The organism is Rhodococcus sp. Chr-9 (assembly GCF_000801125.1).
Lineage (GTDB): Bacteria > Actinomycetota > Actinomycetes > Mycobacteriales > Mycobacteriaceae > Rhodococcus > Rhodococcus pyridinivorans.
Genome location: NZ_JTIZ01000023.1, coordinates 25,589 through 40,739 on the forward strand (window position 1 = coordinate 25,589; position 15,151 = coordinate 40,739).

At 68.8% G+C, this 15,151-nt stretch carries 16 protein-coding genes and 1 tRNA gene; 6 read left to right on the top strand and 11 right to left on the bottom strand.

Translation table 11 applies throughout. The annotated features are described in order from the left end of the window. Entirely contained in the window at window positions 1-1,509 is a 1,509-nt protein-coding gene (locus QR64_RS02700; protein ID WP_033096747.1) for a glutamate-cysteine ligase family protein, read from the bottom strand. 109 nt (window positions 1,510-1,618) lie between these two features. Beyond that, a complete protein-coding gene (locus tag QR64_RS02705) occupies window positions 1,619-2,440 on the bottom strand; it encodes a M23 family metallopeptidase (RefSeq protein ID WP_006551574.1) in 822 nt (273 codons plus the stop codon). Window positions 2,441-2,676: 236 nt separating this feature from the next. Here QR64_RS02705 and QR64_RS02710 point away from each other — a divergent pair. Next, window positions 2,677-2,749, top strand: a tRNA-Arg gene (locus QR64_RS02710). 170 nt (window positions 2,750-2,919) lie between these two features. Then, window positions 2,920-3,735: a DUF5602 domain-containing protein gene (locus QR64_RS02715; protein WP_039583971.1), complete on the top strand. Its 816-nt coding sequence runs from the start codon at window positions 2,920-2,922 to the stop codon at window positions 3,733-3,735. Between the two features lie 21 nt (window positions 3,736-3,756). Here QR64_RS02715 and QR64_RS02720 read toward each other — a convergent pair whose 3' ends face one another. Then, entirely contained in the window at window positions 3,757-4,128 is a 372-nt protein-coding gene (locus QR64_RS02720) for a VOC family protein (protein ID WP_235366966.1), read from the bottom strand. 99 nt (window positions 4,129-4,227) lie between these two features. Between QR64_RS02720 and QR64_RS02725 the strand changes: the two genes are divergently transcribed. The 3 genes from QR64_RS02725 (at window position 4,228) to QR64_RS02735 (ending at window position 6,434) form a co-directional block, all read left to right on the top strand. Continuing rightward, entirely contained in the window at window positions 4,228-5,211 is a 984-nt protein-coding gene (locus QR64_RS02725) for a helix-turn-helix transcriptional regulator (RefSeq protein ID WP_006551589.1), read from the top strand. Window positions 5,212-5,266: 55 nt separating this feature from the next. Beyond that, the gene (locus QR64_RS02730; RefSeq protein ID WP_039583973.1) at window positions 5,267-5,887 is read left to right on the top strand and encodes an amidohydrolase family protein; all 621 of its coding nucleotides are present in this window, start codon (window positions 5,267-5,269) and stop codon (window positions 5,885-5,887) included. A gap of 94 nt (window positions 5,888-5,981) precedes the next feature. Beyond that, window positions 5,982-6,434 (top strand): hypothetical protein, encoded by a 453-nt coding sequence (locus QR64_RS02735; RefSeq protein WP_039583975.1) that lies wholly within the window; start codon window positions 5,982-5,984, stop codon window positions 6,432-6,434. 68 nt (window positions 6,435-6,502) lie between these two features. Here the strand turns inward: QR64_RS02735 and QR64_RS02740 are convergent, their stop codons facing one another. From QR64_RS02740 to QR64_RS02775, 8 genes are all read right to left on the bottom strand, one after another. Then, the gene (locus QR64_RS02740; RefSeq protein WP_006551592.1) at window positions 6,503-6,832 is read right to left on the bottom strand and encodes a YnfA family protein; all 330 of its coding nucleotides are present in this window, start codon (window positions 6,830-6,832) and stop codon (window positions 6,503-6,505) included. An 11-nt stretch (window positions 6,833-6,843) separates the two neighbouring features. Beyond that, a complete protein-coding gene (locus tag QR64_RS02745; RefSeq protein WP_039583988.1) occupies window positions 6,844-7,857 on the bottom strand; it encodes a hypothetical protein in 1,014 nt (337 codons plus the stop codon). After that, complete coding sequence (locus QR64_RS02750; protein ID WP_039583976.1) at window positions 7,854-9,068, bottom strand: ATP-binding protein; 1,215 nt, start codon at window positions 9,066-9,068, stop codon at window positions 7,854-7,856. Before QR64_RS02750 ends, QR64_RS02745 begins: the two co-directional genes overlap by 4 nt. Beyond that, the gene (locus QR64_RS02755; RefSeq protein WP_016692216.1) at window positions 9,065-9,337 is read right to left on the bottom strand and encodes a LuxR C-terminal-related transcriptional regulator; all 273 of its coding nucleotides are present in this window, start codon (window positions 9,335-9,337) and stop codon (window positions 9,065-9,067) included. The genes QR64_RS02750 and QR64_RS02755 overlap by 4 nt, the downstream gene beginning before the upstream one ends. A 148-nt stretch (window positions 9,338-9,485) precedes the next feature. Beyond that, entirely contained in the window at window positions 9,486-10,508 is a 1,023-nt protein-coding gene (locus QR64_RS02760) for a hypothetical protein (RefSeq protein ID WP_024103134.1), read from the bottom strand. Beyond that, window positions 10,505-11,728, bottom strand: coding sequence for a sensor histidine kinase (locus QR64_RS02765; RefSeq protein WP_039583979.1), 1,224 nt, complete (start codon window positions 11,726-11,728; stop codon window positions 10,505-10,507). Before QR64_RS02765 ends, QR64_RS02760 begins: the two co-directional genes overlap by 4 nt. Continuing rightward, window positions 11,712-12,389: a response regulator transcription factor gene (locus QR64_RS02770; protein ID WP_006551596.1), complete on the bottom strand. Its 678-nt coding sequence runs from the start codon at window positions 12,387-12,389 to the stop codon at window positions 11,712-11,714. Before QR64_RS02770 ends, QR64_RS02765 begins: the two co-directional genes overlap by 17 nt. Before the next feature lie 43 nt (window positions 12,390-12,432). Continuing rightward, the gene (locus tag QR64_RS02775) at window positions 12,433-14,841 is read right to left on the bottom strand and encodes an ATP-dependent DNA ligase (RefSeq protein WP_039583980.1); all 2,409 of its coding nucleotides are present in this window, start codon (window positions 14,839-14,841) and stop codon (window positions 12,433-12,435) included. Window positions 14,842-14,965: 124 nt separating this feature from the next. On the opposite strand from QR64_RS02775, the gene QR64_RS26995 reads away from it, so the two are divergent. Then, window positions 14,966-15,121 carry a hypothetical protein gene (locus QR64_RS26995; RefSeq protein WP_153811621.1) on the top strand — a complete coding sequence of 52 codons (156 nt, stop codon included), beginning with the start codon at window positions 14,966-14,968 and terminating at the stop codon, window positions 15,119-15,121. The last annotated feature ends 30 nt before the right edge of the window (window positions 15,122-15,151 follow it).

Below are 15,151 nucleotides of genomic sequence, written 5' to 3' on the forward strand. Positions count from 1 at the left end.
TCACTCCCACTCGTGAGCGGGAGTACCCGAGGCCATGTTCTGCACGTAGTCCTTCATCATCCCGAGCAGGGCGGTGCGACGGTTCTCGCCGGCAGCCTCGCGTCGGGCCACCTGCCGTCGTTGCCACGCCGCCCCGGTCTGCCGGGTCAGTGCACGCCCCTCGACGATGCCGAGATAGCGGTCGCGGACCGCCGCCGACAGTCCGTATGCCTCGAGGCCCTGGTGCGCAAGCGGCAACAGGCACCGCAGCACGAGTTCGTCGGCGCCGACCCATCCGGTGCGCGGCCAGTACAGCTTCGCGTCGAGACCGAACTTCGCACCGAGCACGAGGTTCCGCTCGGCGGCGTCGAAGCTGAGGTCGCGCCAGAGCGGCTCGTCGGCGTCGGTGAGGGCGCGCAGCGTCCCGTAGTAGAAGGCGGCGTTGGCCATGGTGTCGAGGACGGTCGGTCCTGCAGGGAGCACACGGTTCTCGACGCGCAGGTGCGGATGGCCGTCGCTGATGTCGTAGACGGGCCGGTTCCACCGGTAGATGGTGCCGTTGTGCATCTGCAGTTCGCGCAGTTCGGGAATCCGGCCGGCGTCGAGTTCGGCCATCGGATCGACGTCCGAGACCTCCGGAAGGAGAGCCGTGAAGTAGTGGGAGTTCTCCTCGAACAGGTCGAGGACGGAGTCGATCCACCGCTCACCGAACCACACGCGGGGACGGACACCCTGGTTCCGCAGTTCGAGCGGACGCGTGTCAGTGGCCTGCGCGAACAACGGGATCCGGCTCTCGTGCCACAGCGCCTTGCCGGCGAGGAAGGGCGAGTTCGCCGCGAGCGCGACCTGCGCTCCGGCCAGGCACTGGGCGGCGTTCCAGTGCGTCGCGAAATCTTCGGGGGCGATCCGCAGGTGCAGCTGCAGGGACGTGCAGGCAGCCTCGGGGACCACCGAATTCATGTCTGCACGAAGGGTTTCCACGACATCAGTGCCGGGCAACGGCACACCGTCGAGATCGAGTTCGATGTCCTCGCCGCGCGCCGCGAAGATCTGCTCGTTGAGCGCTTCGTAGCGGGGATTGGCGGTGATCCGGCCCCGTTCGAGATCGTCGAGTTCGAGCGTGGGCAGCATGCCGATCATGACCAGCTGCGCGTCGTGCAGGTGCATCCGCTCGTCGGCGCGCCGCAGCGACGACCGCAGCGACTCTTCGAGTTCGAAGGGTTCGTCGCCGGTGAGACGTCGTGGCTCGACGTTCATCTCGACGTTGAACTGGCCGAGTTCGGTCTGGAAGACCGCGTGATCGTCGATCGCCTGGAGTACCTCGAGGTTCGACATCGCGGGCGACATGTCGTCGCGGACGAGGTTGAACTCGATCTCCATGCCGAGATGCGGTTCGGGTGACGAGTGCACGTCGACGAAGACGTCCTCTCGAAGCATCCGCTCGAGCGCCTTCATGCAGTCGCGAACCTTGCTCCGGAACATCCGCCGGTCTTCCCCGGTGAACGAACGTGCGGATATCTCAGCTCCCAATGGAACCCCCGGGTCGGCGCGCGGTCTGTCGAGCCAAGCCTAGCGCGCGCTCACGCTGCGGGTGGGATCGACGGCGTGCCGTCGGGTGGGATCGAACACTGCGGTGGGATCAGACGGCGCGGTAGCCACCCCAGTCGGTGACGACGCCGCGATCGCTCAGCCACGCGTTGGGGTTGATCTTGGTTCCTTCGGTGTCCCAGACCTCGAAGTGCAGGTGCGGTCCGGTGGACCAGCCCTCGTTGCCGACGGTGGCGATCTGCTGGCCGGCGTTGACACGCTGACCCGCCGAGACCTGGTAGGTGCTCACGTGACCGTAGACGGCGGTGGTGCCGTCGTCGTTGAGGACGCGGACCCACTGGCCGAAGCCGGAAGCCGGTCCGGCGTCGAGGACCGTGCCGTTGGCCGCGGACTTGATGGGCGTTCCGATCGGGGCTGCGATGTCGATGCCGCCGTGGTGGGCGCCCCAGCGCGGACCCCAGTCGGAGGTGAGGGTGCCGGAGACGGGCTGGACGGCGGAGGGAGAAGCCGGGTTGAGCTGGTCGAGCCAGCTGGGACCCGAGAACTGATCGAGGAAGCCGGTGACCTCGGCCGGAAGCTCGGGTGCGCCCTGCTCGGCCGGGGTGGTGATGCCGGGGATGGCCGGGATCTCGACACCCTCGGGCAGCAGGCCCGCGGGGAGCTCGAAGGGCAGGCTGGGCGCGGGGGCCTCGGCCTGGACGTGGTCGTGGCCGGGATGCGCGGCAGCGGTGCCGGCGCCGATCTGCGAGCCGACAGCGAAGAAGGCACCCGTGGCAGCGGCGACGGTGGCGGCCTTGACCGGCGCGGACGTACCGGTGGGCTCGACGCGGTGACGGCCCTTGCCGGAGGACGGCACGCGAATCGTCTCGAGGTCGAATGCTTCGTCTTCGCGTGTGCGCTGATGGCGTCCCACAGTGTGTCCCTTGTTTCGTCCCGACTTCGACCGGGTATCCCCCCGGCCGCTCCTGGCGACCCAAGGTAACAAAACGGTATAGGGAAAGGCCAGTGTTACCCTTCCTTGATCTCAATCGGCGGGAACATGCAGGTCGTACGCCCGGCCTCGAGAGCCTCGAGAACGGGCGCTTGGTTACGGCACGCGCCCGGCGGCTACACTCACAACGCGCCAAGGTCGGCTTCGCCCGGCCGGACGCCTCCGTAGCTCAGGGGATAGAGCACCGCTCTCCTAAAGCGGGTGTCGCAGGTTCGAATCCTGCCGGGGGCACACATCGGGTCCGCCGGCTCCGCGAGCACTCCCGGACCCCACCCCCGGAGCGTCACGGGTACCGTCCCGTCCACGCATCACGGTTCGATCTAGTCAGCCCTCCACCGTTCGCGCGACAGTTAGCATCCACAACGATGCCGCTCGACGACGACGGAAATCGAGGACCCCGCATGGACATTCGGCCTCGTGCCCGACATCTCGCCGTGATCGTCTCGGCGGCGGTCCTCGGATTGTTCGTCACTCCCGCTCCCGCAGGAGCCGGGGGAGTCTCCGGCCTGGTCGAAGGACCCGCTCATCCCGTCGGGGCGGGCAACGCCCGCACGTACGTCACCGTCGACGAGGCGGGCACGCCGGCCACCATCGGGGTGCGACTCGATGCGGCGGCCCTCGACGACCTGCCCGGTGCGCTGCTGCCGGTCACCGAGGCCTACGTGCTCGAGTTGCCCGAGGAGGCGGCCGCCACCGCGTTCGACCACGTCACGGTCGACTGGAACTCGCACGGCCACGACCCCCAGCACGGCTTCGACGTCCCGCACTTCGACGTCCACTTCTATCTCCTGGATCGGCCCACGGTGGAGTCGATCCATCCCTTCGCCCCCGGCTACATCCCGGCCGCGGCCCGCGTGCCCGACCCGCGTTACGTGCCGGAGGGGTACGCACCGTCCGGGGATCCGCTGACGTCGACCGTCGCGGGCATGGGACTGCACTGGGTGGACACCACCGAGGCGGAGCACGATCCGGCAGCGGGACACCACCTCACCGAGACCGTGCTCTACGGCACGTGGGACGGACGGCAGGCGTTCATCGAACCCATGCTGAGCCGGGAGTGGCTCGCGACGCGGCCGGCGCACCACGAGGAACTCCGTCTGCCCGAGGCGTACCACCGCGAGGGCCTCTACCCCACCACCTACTCCGTGTGGTGGGACGAGGCGTCGCAGACGTACACGGTCGAACTCGGTGGGCTCACGATGCGCGAGGCGTCGTAGGCCGGTCGGTCGAGCGGAGGCTCAGTCCAGCGGGGAGACGCGGATGAGGTTTCCGTCCGGGTCCGAGACCACGAACGTCCGCCCGAACACCTCGTCGTGCGGCGCCTCCACGACCGTCACCCCCGTACCGGCCCACTCGTCGTGGATCGCATCGACGGCGGCGGTCGAGCCCGGCACCATCAGGCCCACCTCGGAGAACCGCGGAGCGGTCGCATCCACGGTCTCCGCGCGACCCGACCACAGTGCGAACAGCACTCCCGGCGCCACTTCGAAGGAGACGTAGCGCGGGGTCGTCATCTGCGGGGTCATGGCGAACAGGTCGCTGTAGAAGCGGGTCGCGCGTTCGACGTCGGTCACGTAGATCAGGAACAGGTTGGGCGACGACACGGTCATCGGTCCCTCCTTCCGGTAGGCGGTGAAGGCTTCGAGGACTACCGTGACACCGAAACCCGACAGTTCCTGTCGTGTTTTCGAAAGGAGATCGCGCATCCGATGAACCGGCCGCAGCGGTTGCTGAGCATGCTGGTCGTCCTGCAGGCCCGCAGCCGGGTCACGGCCGCCGAACTCGCGGAGGAGTTCGGCGTCTCCGAGCGCACCGTGTTGCGCGATGTGGAAACGCTTGCTGCTGCGGACCTTCCGGTGGTCGCCGAACGCGGCAGGTACGGCGGCATCGTGATGCTCCCCGGCCGGCAGACCGACCTGAACCGGCTCAACGCGTCCGAGGTGGATGTCCTGCGCGCCCTGGGGGTCGACATGGGCCGGGCCCGCCAACTCGGTGTCGACGCCGCCGCGCGGGACGCCGTCCACAAGCTCACCGCACGCGCCCGGCGCACGCCCTCCACCGCACGCGAGAACGACCTGCTGCCACTGACCGAGGTGGTCACCGTCGACAATCGGGGATGGTTCGCCACCGAGGACCGGGCCGACGTCGCTGCCCTCACCCGCGACCTGCGGCGCGGACGGCAACTCGCCATCACGTACCGGTCGAGCGGGCACCGCGGCGAACGCGAGATCGTCGTCGATCCCTACGGTGTGCTCTCCCGCGCCGGCCGTTGGTATCTCGTGGCGGACGACGAGGGGCGACCACGACTGTTCGCACTGACCCGCCTGAGTGCGTGGACAGTGCTCGACCGGCCGCGCCGCCTGTCCCCCGGCCGCACCCTGCCCGCGCTGGCACGCGAACTCGGCGACGCACTCGAACGACGCGAGGACGTCGTCGTCACCGCCGATCTCGCGGCGAACCGCCTCGATCTCGCCCGGCGCATCCTCGGTGCCCGCCTGCGCGGGAGCACCGCAGGGCCGCGACCGGACGTCTCGCGGATCACGGTGGCCTACGACTCGATCGACGGTGTGCGGCAACTGCTGCAGTTCGGTGAGCACATCGAGATCGTCGGGCCACCCGAGGCACGGAACCTCGTGGCGGAACTGGCCGAATCCCTCCTCCGCCGTCACACCGCGCATCGCCGCCGCGAGTGAACTCCCGCTGATCCGAACCCTGTTCCGCTCGGACCGGGCTTCCTATCGTGGGGAGATGTTCGACGCCCACCTGCACATCATCGATCCGCGTTTCCCCCTCGTCGAGAACGACGGCTATCTGCCCGAACCGTTCACCGTCGACGACTATCTCGCGCGGGTCGCGCATCTGGGTGTCACCGGTGGCGCGGTGGTGTCGGGGTCGTTCCAGGCTTTCGACCACGGCTATCTCCTCGATGCGCTCGACCGGCTCGGGCCCACTTTCGTCGGCTGGCACGCCGAGTTGTACATCGATTCGCGCGATCTGGCCGAGCTGCACACCACGATCGCGGCTCTGCCCGCCGTCTCCGTCGACCACCTGGGCCTGTCGCAGGACGGCTTGCCGTCACTGTTGCGGCTGGTGGAGAGCGGTATCCACGTGAAGGCAACAGGGTTCGGGCGCGTCGATCTCCCGGTGGCCGACGCGCTTCGCGCCGTTGCCGATGTGAATCCCGGGGCACTCGTGTTCGGCACCGACCTGCCGTCGACCCGCGCACCGCGACCGTTCCGGGACAGCGACATCACCCTCGTCGAGGACGTCCTCGGCGACGAGCTCTCCGACGCGGTACTGCGCCGCAATGCTTCCGAGCTGTATCGGATCGAGACCGAAACCGCTCCTGGGTCTTCGGTGTCTCGATAGACTCACGCACGTCATCGGTGCGCGGGACGCGCCGCGGTATTCCTCGCTGCGGTCGGCTCCCGGACGTGACCTTCCCTTTCCGAGGAGCAGCACCATGCCTGCACTGCGAATTCCACGTCGAGTTCTCACCCTGGCGGCACCCGTCGCCGCCGCAATCGCATTCACCGGTGTGGCCACCGCTGCACCCCCTCAGCCTCTGGGCACGGCGATCACCATCGGCTGCATCAACCAGGGCAGCCTGGCGTCGTTCACCTCGGTCACGGCGCAACCCGGACCGGACGAGGGCATCCCCGGTGGCCACGTCCTGTTCTCCACACGGGAGGCCCTGTGGCCGGTCCCGGCAGCGGGGCAGGTCAGCGTCGCATGGCTCAACCGCAACAACGGCCGCACCGGCATCGTCGATCTGGTCGGTACGTACCCGAACCTGTCGACCCTGGTCGACACCGGTCCGGGCGAGGTCGTGGCGACGGTCTTCGGTTCGGTGAATCTCGGCAGTGGACCGCTGTGCAACTCGACCCCCGCAGTCGGCAGCGTCGTGGTGCCGTGACGCCCGGACGAGGCATCCGGCCGAGTTGTGCCGTATGCCTCGTCACCGAGGTAGTGCCGGATGCGTCGTCACCTGGGTGAATACATGATGATGGCGACGCCGGCGAGGCACACCAGCGCGCCCGCGACATCCCACCGATCCGGCCGGAAGCCGTCCATCACCATGCCCCACACCAGGGAACCCGCCACGAACACACCGCCGTACGCCGCGAGGATGCGACCGAAGTTCGCGTCGGGCTGGAGTGTGGCGACGAAACCGTAAGCGCCGAGAGCGATCACGCCCAACCCCATCCAGATCCAGCCGCGGTGTTCGCGCACGCCCTGCCACACCAGCCACGCGCCACCGATCTCGAACAGGGCGGCAACGGCGAACAGCAGCAACGACTTCAGCACGGTCACGAGGTGTGACTCTAACCCTGCGACGCCTTGCCCAGCTCGATGCGGCGCACGGAGTCCCCGCGCACGAGGATCGTCACGAGGGCCCGGCGTCCCGGGGGCAGGACCCGCACCGTGACGGAACCGTGTGACACCGAGTCGAGTTCGTCGGCGACCGCACTGCGGAGGCGGGCCTGTTCGTCGGGGGGCACCCCGTCCAGGCCGTGATCGTCGAGCATCACCACGTCCACGCCTCGCCGGCGCGCGGCGTCGGCCGCCTCGACGACCTGGGGGTCCTGCAGGGCCGGTGCTCGAAGCCCGTCCCGCAGACGTGCTTCGAGCAGCACACCGGCGCGTCGCTCCCCCGCCTCGAGTACCTCCCCGGTCGCGATGCGTTCGAGGAGGGGCCGGGCCAGGGAGTCGAGCCGGTCGAGCTGCGCGTCGCGCTCCTCGAGCGCTGCAGCCGAGGCCGCCTGTTCTGCGCTGCGTTGCAACGACATCGCACGCAGCAGGTAGATGGATCCGGCGAGGGGTCGCAGGGTGAAGGCGAAGAAGGTGGACATGAGGACCGGGGCGGCGTTGACGAGCGACAGCGACAGGCCGGAGCCGATCCCCTGTCCGGTGGCGTAGGTCCAGAAGGTCGCGGTCGCGATCATGCAGGCCAACCCGATCCACGCCGCGAAGGTGCGACCGCGCACGCACATGAAGGTGAAGACGACCGTGGACATCCCGAGCGGCCAGGTCGCGATGCCTCCCGGAGACGGCACCGGTAGCACCGAGAACACGAGCGCCGACGAGACCGTCCCGGTGGCGGCGAGCAGGATCGTCGCCGGCATCGGCAGCGGGTCGCCCGGAACGGTGATGAGGGTGAACGCCGCGAACGTGCACACGAGCACGGCGAGGGCGGGAGGCCAGCTCGCGGAAGTGTGCTCGGCGCCGAACGCCGCCAGCACGAGGCAGACCAGGGCGTAGAGGCTCACGAGCACACGTGCGGCCGTGGTGCGCATCCCCAGCAGGTCGCGCACGTCGCGGGTGGGTTCGGCGGTCACGGCGCGCGACGCTCGGCCGGATCGCACCAGTGCAGCGTCACCGTCGTGCCCGCGGGACCCGAGGTGATCTCCGAGTCGCCCCCGGCCATGCCGCGCATGCGTCCGTGGATGCTCGCGCGGATGCCCATCCGGTAGGGGTCGATCTGGGCGGGGTCGAATCCGTGGCCGTCGTCGCGGACGACCACCCGGACCGATCCAGGCCCGAGGTCGACGTGCACGGCCCGCTGCGTGCCCGGGCCGGCGTGGCGCACGCTGTTCCGCACGGCCTCGGCCAGTGCGGCTGCGACCGCTCTGATCACGTCGGCCGGGTAGTGCGGTCCGGCATCGGTGCTCGTCGTGGTCGTGAACTCGACGTCCTCGTCGACCTCGGAGGCTGCCGAGCGGAACTGGGCTGCCACCCGGTCGGCGTCGAAGCTGCTCTCGGTGTCGTCGCCGCGCCGCAGGGAGTCGAACATCTCCAGCGCACGACGGGCCTGGGCCGCGACGGGACCGTCGGATGCGCCGCGACCCGAGGCGAGCAGGGTGGACATCACCCGGTCGTGGACGAGTGCGTCGAACCGCTCGCGTTCGACCGTCCTGGCCGCGGCCGCCGCTGCTGCGACGACGGATTTCTCCGTGGCCGCGACGGTGGAATCGAGGACGTCGCCCGTGCGGAAGGCGACGATCGCCGCGGCGGCGAAGACCCCGCAGAACATGAGCGCGAACGCGAGTTCCGGGACGAAGCGGTATCCCGTCGTGGTGTTCACCAGCAGATAGTTGGTGGTCTGCACGACGAGCACCACCACCGTGAGGTAGGCGAGCGCCGTCCGCGGCCGCCACGCTGCCGCCGCGGACAGTCCTGCCACTCCGGGGAAGAGCGCCTGCCAGGCCGTGTTCGTGGAAACCTCACCCGTCCAGGCCGGGAACCACAGGACCGCCGCGACCAGGAAGGCGACGGCGTTGGCGGCTGCGAGTCGTCCGACCCACCGGACATCGCTCAGGAAGGTCGCCACCCCGAGCGCGATCCCGGTGCCGAAGATCGCGAGCAGTGCCGTCGGCAACCACCACCATGCCGTGAGGTGGGCCTGCGACACCGCTGTGGGGACGACGAACAGCAGGTAGAACACGTAGCCCGCGCTGATGAACCGACCGAAGACCCGGTGGATCCGGTCGGCCGCGCTCGTCGGATCCGTCGTGTGTCCACCCTGTGTGGTGGCAGGCCGACGGGTCACAGCTCGTCGATGGAGACCACACCGTCCTGCAGAGCGCGGGCGAGCAGTGCCGTCTTCGTGGTCGCCGTACGCCCGACGCGGGCGTACTTCTCACGGATGCGGACGATGTGGGTGCTGACCGTGGCTGCGGTGACGAACAGGCTCGCAGCCGCCTCGGACTTGGACTCGCAGAGCAGCCAGGCCCGCAGGATCTCGATCTCGCGAGCCGAGAGTGCGGGCTTCTGAGGCGCAGGCTTCTGTGCCGGGGAATGTTCGAGCATCGTCGTCATAGCGCGTCCCTACCGAGATGAATACATGGGATCGAACCGAGTCCCCCGACGAACTCCGTTTCGAGTGCCTACAACTTAACGGTTGAAACCGACAACTACCCAGACAGATTTTTCTCTGCCCAAGAGAATATGGGCATCGGTGTTTCGCCTAATTACCGGTGCGCCGGCCGTCGTGTCCGATCTCGATTCGGCGCACATCCTCGCCCTTCACGAGCATCGTCACCATCGCCGCGCGGGCCGGCGGCAACACACGCACGGTCACCGACCCTTCTCTCACCGAATCGAGCGCGTCCACCACCTCCCGGTAGACGGCGCGCCGAACCTCGGGAGATGCCGAGTCCATGGCGTGGTCGTCGAGCATAACGATCTCGACGCCGCGCCGGCGGGCCGTAGCGGCGGCCCGGTCGACCTCGGGTACCTGGAGTACGGGCGCACGCAGACCGTCGCGCAGTCGTGCCTCGACGAGTCCGCACTCGATCCGTTCGTTCTCGTCGAGGGGTTCGCCCGAGACGATCCGCTCGAGCAACGGACGCGCCGACGCGTCGAGGCTTCCGAGGCGGACGTCACGTTCCTCCAGAGCCGCGGCGGCCGCGGACTCCGCCGCGATCCGCTGCATCGACCGGGCGCGCAGCAGGTAGATCGACCGCGCGAGCGGGCGGATCGTGTAGGCGCAGACGGTGCCCATGAGCACCGGTCCCGCACTCGTGATCGTCAGGCCGAGCCCGTAGCCCATCCCGGGGCCCGTGAGATGCGACCACAGCGCGGCGACGACGAGCATGAGGAGCATCCCGCACCAGGCGTACGCCGTGCGTCCCCGCACGCACATGAACACGAGGATCGTCGTGGACATCCCGAACGGCCATAACTCGATGGGGTGCGGTGCCGGATCGGCGGGCACCACCCACAGCACCGACGCCGACGCGATCGCGCCCGAGAACGTCATCGCCAGTGCGGGTCGCACCGGTAGTGGGTCCCCCTCGACTGCGACGAGCGCGTAGGCGGCGGCCACACACACGATCACGGCGATCGCGAGGGGCCAGCGGACCTCCGCATGGGGCGCGGTGTTCAGGGCGAGCACCACGCAGGTCACCGCGTACAGGACGGCGAAGGCCCGCGCGGGCCTGCTGTGCATCCGCAGCAGATCGGAGACGGTCGAGTTCGCAGTGTTCATGCGGCCGGATCCCGCCAGTACAACAACACCCGGGTCCCGGCGCCGGGAGCGGACTGCACGACCGCCCGGCCCCCGGACACCCGGCGCATACGTCCTCGGATGCTCACTTCCAGACCGAGCCGGTGCGGGTCGACGGCCTCGGGTTCGAAGCCTCTGCCGTCGTCCACGACCTGCACGGAGATCCATCTCGGTGCCACGTCGACCTCGACCGTGCGGGACGCGTCCTTTCCGGCATGCCGCACGCTGTTGCGTACCGCCTCGGCGAGGGCAGCGGCGGTCGCGCGCGCGGGTTCGGGTGGGAACGCAACGTCGCCGGATCCCGGGGCGACACGGCCGGTGAAGACGACATCCTCGTCGGCCTCGGTCGCCGCCGATCGGAGCCGCGCCACGACCGCGGCGGCGTCGAGCGCCGACTCCCGATCGGTGCCGCGCCGCAACTCGTCGAGTTCGGCGACCGCTCGTTCGGCCTGCTCGACGAGCGACTCTCGGGGTGCGTTGCGTGACACCGCCAGCAGGGTGGACATCACGCGGTCGTGGACCAGGGCATCGAACCGTGCGCGCTCGGCGTTCCGTGCTTCCGCTGAGGCCGCGGCGGCCGCCGTGGCCTGGGTGGCAGCGATGGTCTCGTCGAGGGTGCGGCCGGTGCCGAGTCCCACCACCGCGGCCGCGAGGAAGACCGTGCAGAAGACGAACGCGAACGCCAGGTCGGGTGCCAGGAAGTATCCGAAGGGGGCGTCGCGGACGAGGTGATTCGCGCACTGCGCGAGCAGAACCACGAGGATCATGTGGACGAACGCCCGCCGGGGTCTCCACGCGACCGCCGCCGCGAGCGACGCGAGGCCGGGAAAGGCGGTGAACCACAACGACTGGTCCTGCGGGATCTGCGTCCCGTTCCACGCCACGAACCACAATGCGACCATCACGACGTAGGCGAGCGCATTGACGGTCGCGGTCCGCTGCATCCACACCGTGCCGCGGAACGAGGCGAAGCCGAGCGCGACCCCGGATCCGAACATGAGGACGGCCGCGGTGGGAGTCCACCACCTCGCGACGAGTGCCGACACTTCGAGGATCTCCGGCACGAGCAACGCGAAGTAGCAGAGATATCCGATCGCGACGAATCGCGCGAACACCCGGAGAAGTCGGTCGGCAGCCGCCGTGCTGCGATCGTGCGACTTCTCCCCGGTGTCCCCGGCCGGCTCGTCAGCGACGGCGGACATCCGACCGTTCGGGCATCGGCAGCCACCCGTCCTCGACGGCACGTTTGTACAGATCCGTCTTCGTGGGTGCGGGACGACCTGCCTCCGCGTACTTCTGGCGGATCCGCTGCAGGTAGTCGTTGACGGTCTGCGGAGCGAGACCCGTCAGCCGGGCGACCCGGTCGAGCTTCTCCCCCGACGCATACAGTTCGAGCACTTCGAGCTGTCGCGGACTCAGGCCGACATCGTCGAGTTCGGGATCACCGTCGATCGCCGCGGCCCACTCGGTGCTGGCGACCTGCCCTCCGGCGGCGGCCACGCGGATCGCCTCGATCACCACGGCCGCGGGCTCGGATTTCCGCACCACCCCGAGCACACCGGCGCGGGCGGCCGAACGCAGCAGATACGGGTTCTCGGCGCCGGTGAAGACCAGGGTCTCGAGGCCCGCCGCGCGCAGCTGCTCGACGTTGCTCTTCGGGGAGGATCCGTCGGACAGGCGCAGGTCGAGAACGGCGAGGTCGAGGTCGGTGACCTGCTCGAGCAGACCCGAGACGGTGGTGGCGGTACCTGCGAGCTCGAGATCGGGTTGATCGGCGAGCATCGCTGCGAACCCGAGCGCGACCGACTCGTGATCCTCGACCAAACCGATCCGACGGACGACGCCACGCGAGCCCTCGGCCATTGATGCCTCCCCTAATGCCCGATCACCCGACTTCGAACGAACGTTAGCAGTCAGCGCCTGTTTCCTCTTCTCGCACCACACTCGACGCGTCCACATCGTCGCGCAGACCACGCCAGCTCGCGTGCCGCACCCGGTCTCCTTCCGTCCATCCTCCGAACCGCACCTCCCCCACGAGATCGGGCCGCAACCACACCGCATCGCGGCGTTCGGCGGCCGGCACCTCGTTCGCGAACGGGTTCGTGCGGCTCATGCGCCCTTTCACAGCCTTCGCCACCGACAGGAGCGTCTCGTCGTCGAAACCGGTGCCGACCTTGCCGACGTACACGAACTCACCGTCGTCGTCGTAGACGCCGAGCAGCAGGGAGCCGAAGGTCGAGGCACGGTTGCCGTTGCCACGGCGGTATCCGCCGAGCACGACGGTCTGGGTGAGCCAGTTCTTCGATTTGATCCATCCGGCGCCGCGCTTGCCCGGCAGATACACGGAGTCCCGGCGTTTGGCGACCACGCCCTCCCAGTTCTTCGCGCGGCTGCGCGCGAGAGCCTTCGAGCCGTCACCCGAGAGCAGATCCGGGACGATCAGTCCGTCCGTGGCAGCGGCGAGCGCCTCGAGGACCCGTCGGCGATCGTCGTAGGTCTTGCGCAGCAGCGACACCCCGTCGAGATACAGCACGTCGAACACGCGGTACTCGTAGTTCACGCCCCGCTGCAGCATCGAGAAGCTCGTCACCCCGGAGCGGTCGACGGCGACGATCTCCCCGTCGAGCACCGCCCGGTGACCGTCGAGGATCGTCGCGAGTTCGACGAGCTTCCGGTAGTCGCCGGTGACATCGCGACCGGATCGGCTGCGGAGCCTGACGGTGCCGTCCTCGATCTCCGCGATGGCGCGGTATCCGTCCCATTTGCCTTCGAACGCCCAGTCTTCGGCGTCGAGACCCGAGACGTCACCGGAGGTCGCGAGCATGGGCGCGAGATCGCGCGGGAAGGCCTTGGACCCCGACGATCCGACGAGGGAGGCCGGATCGGCATCGGACGACTCGGTGCTCGGCGACGACTGGTCCTTCATGCGGTGCGCCAGCCACTGGTTCTTCTCGGTGCGGATCAGCGCGTACCGTCCCTCGATCCGGTCGCCGTGGAACCGCACGATCACCTCGTCGTCCCGCCACTTCTCGGTCTCGTAGGTGCCGGTGTCCCACACGGTCATGCTGCCGGCGCCGTATTCGCCCTTCGGGATCGTCCCGTGGAAGGTCAGGTACTCGATCGGGTGGTCCTCGGTCCGTACCGCGAGATTGTTGCGCCCCGAGGTGTCCGGCAGGTTCTTCGGTACGGCCCACGACGCCAGCACACCGTCGCGTTCGAGCCTCAGGTCGTAGTGCAGGCGACGCGCGTGGTGCTCCTGGATGACGAACCTGTTGCCGGGACCGTCCTCGGGGACGCGGTCGGGTACCGGTTCCGGGGTGCGCGACGCGTCGCGCTTGCCGCGGTAGGTGTCCAGGGCGTCTCCGCCGGACACGGTCTTGCCGCCGGACCCGGCCTTGTCTCCGGACACGGCCTTGTCTCCGGACACGGCCTTGTCTCCGGACACAGCCTTGTCGAGGGGCGGGTCGAGACCGGCGAGCAGGTCCCCGAACTCCTCGATGCGGGCGAGGACCTCCCGGAACTGCAGTTGCGCGAGGTCGGGGTCGTCGAGTTCGTCCCAGCTGCGCGGCGCCGCCACCCACGGCTCATCGCGACCGCGCAGCGAGTACGGCGCGACCGTCGTCTTGGAACTGTTGTTCTGGCTCCAGTCGACGAAGACCTTGCCCTCGCGCGCCGATTTCGCCATCGTCGCGGTCACCAGGTCGGGAAGGGTGGTCTCGAGATTGCGCGCGACCTGCTTCGCGACCTTCGACGCCCCCGACGACGACAGCATCCGATCGAGCGGGACGTACAGGTGGATGCCCTTGCTGCCGCTGGTGACCGGATAGGCCGACCACCCGAGTTCGGCGACGGTGTCGCGCACGTGGCGCGCGACCTCCGCACACTCGGCCAGGCCCACGCCGGGCCCCGGGTCGAGGTCGAAGACGATGCGGGTCGCGGGTCCGACCTTCTCTCCGTCGAAACGCCACTGGTGCACGTGGAGTTCGAGGGCTGCCTGTTGCCCGAGCCAGACGAGCCCGGCGGCGGAATCGAACAGCGGGTAGGTGACCCGCCGGTCCTTGTGATGCAGGGTGCGACGGTCGAGCCAGGCCGGTGCGTGGTCGGGGAGGTTCTTCTCGAAGAAGGACTGTTCGCCGACACCGTTCGGCCACCGATTACGGGTCGCTGCCCGGCCGACGATGTGGGGAAGCATCGCTTCGGCGACGGCTTCGTAGTACTCGACGACCTCGCCCTTCGTCGTCCCGGTGCTCGGATACAGCACCTTGTCGAGGTTGGTCAGGGTGATGCGGTGACCACCGATCGTCCGGGTCGGCATATCTCGAATTCTGCCAATTCGGACGCGTTCGGGTGCGGTGTCGAAGGGTGACGATCGGGACTGCACGTCCGGGAACGCCGAGCTTCGAAAGGAGGTAGGTTCGGAGAGTCGGTCTGACGCGGCGATGAACTATTTCCCCGACGGCGAGCATCGCCGGCAACTCCTCGCTGCGCTCCGCGCTTCCGAACCCGGTGTCGAGGAGTTGTGGCTCCGCCACTTCGCACTCGGCGGCGAGGTGGGGAAGATGGAGATCGAGGCGTATCTGGCTCTTCGCAGTTAGCAGTGGTACTGGCGCCGGCTGGGTGCGACC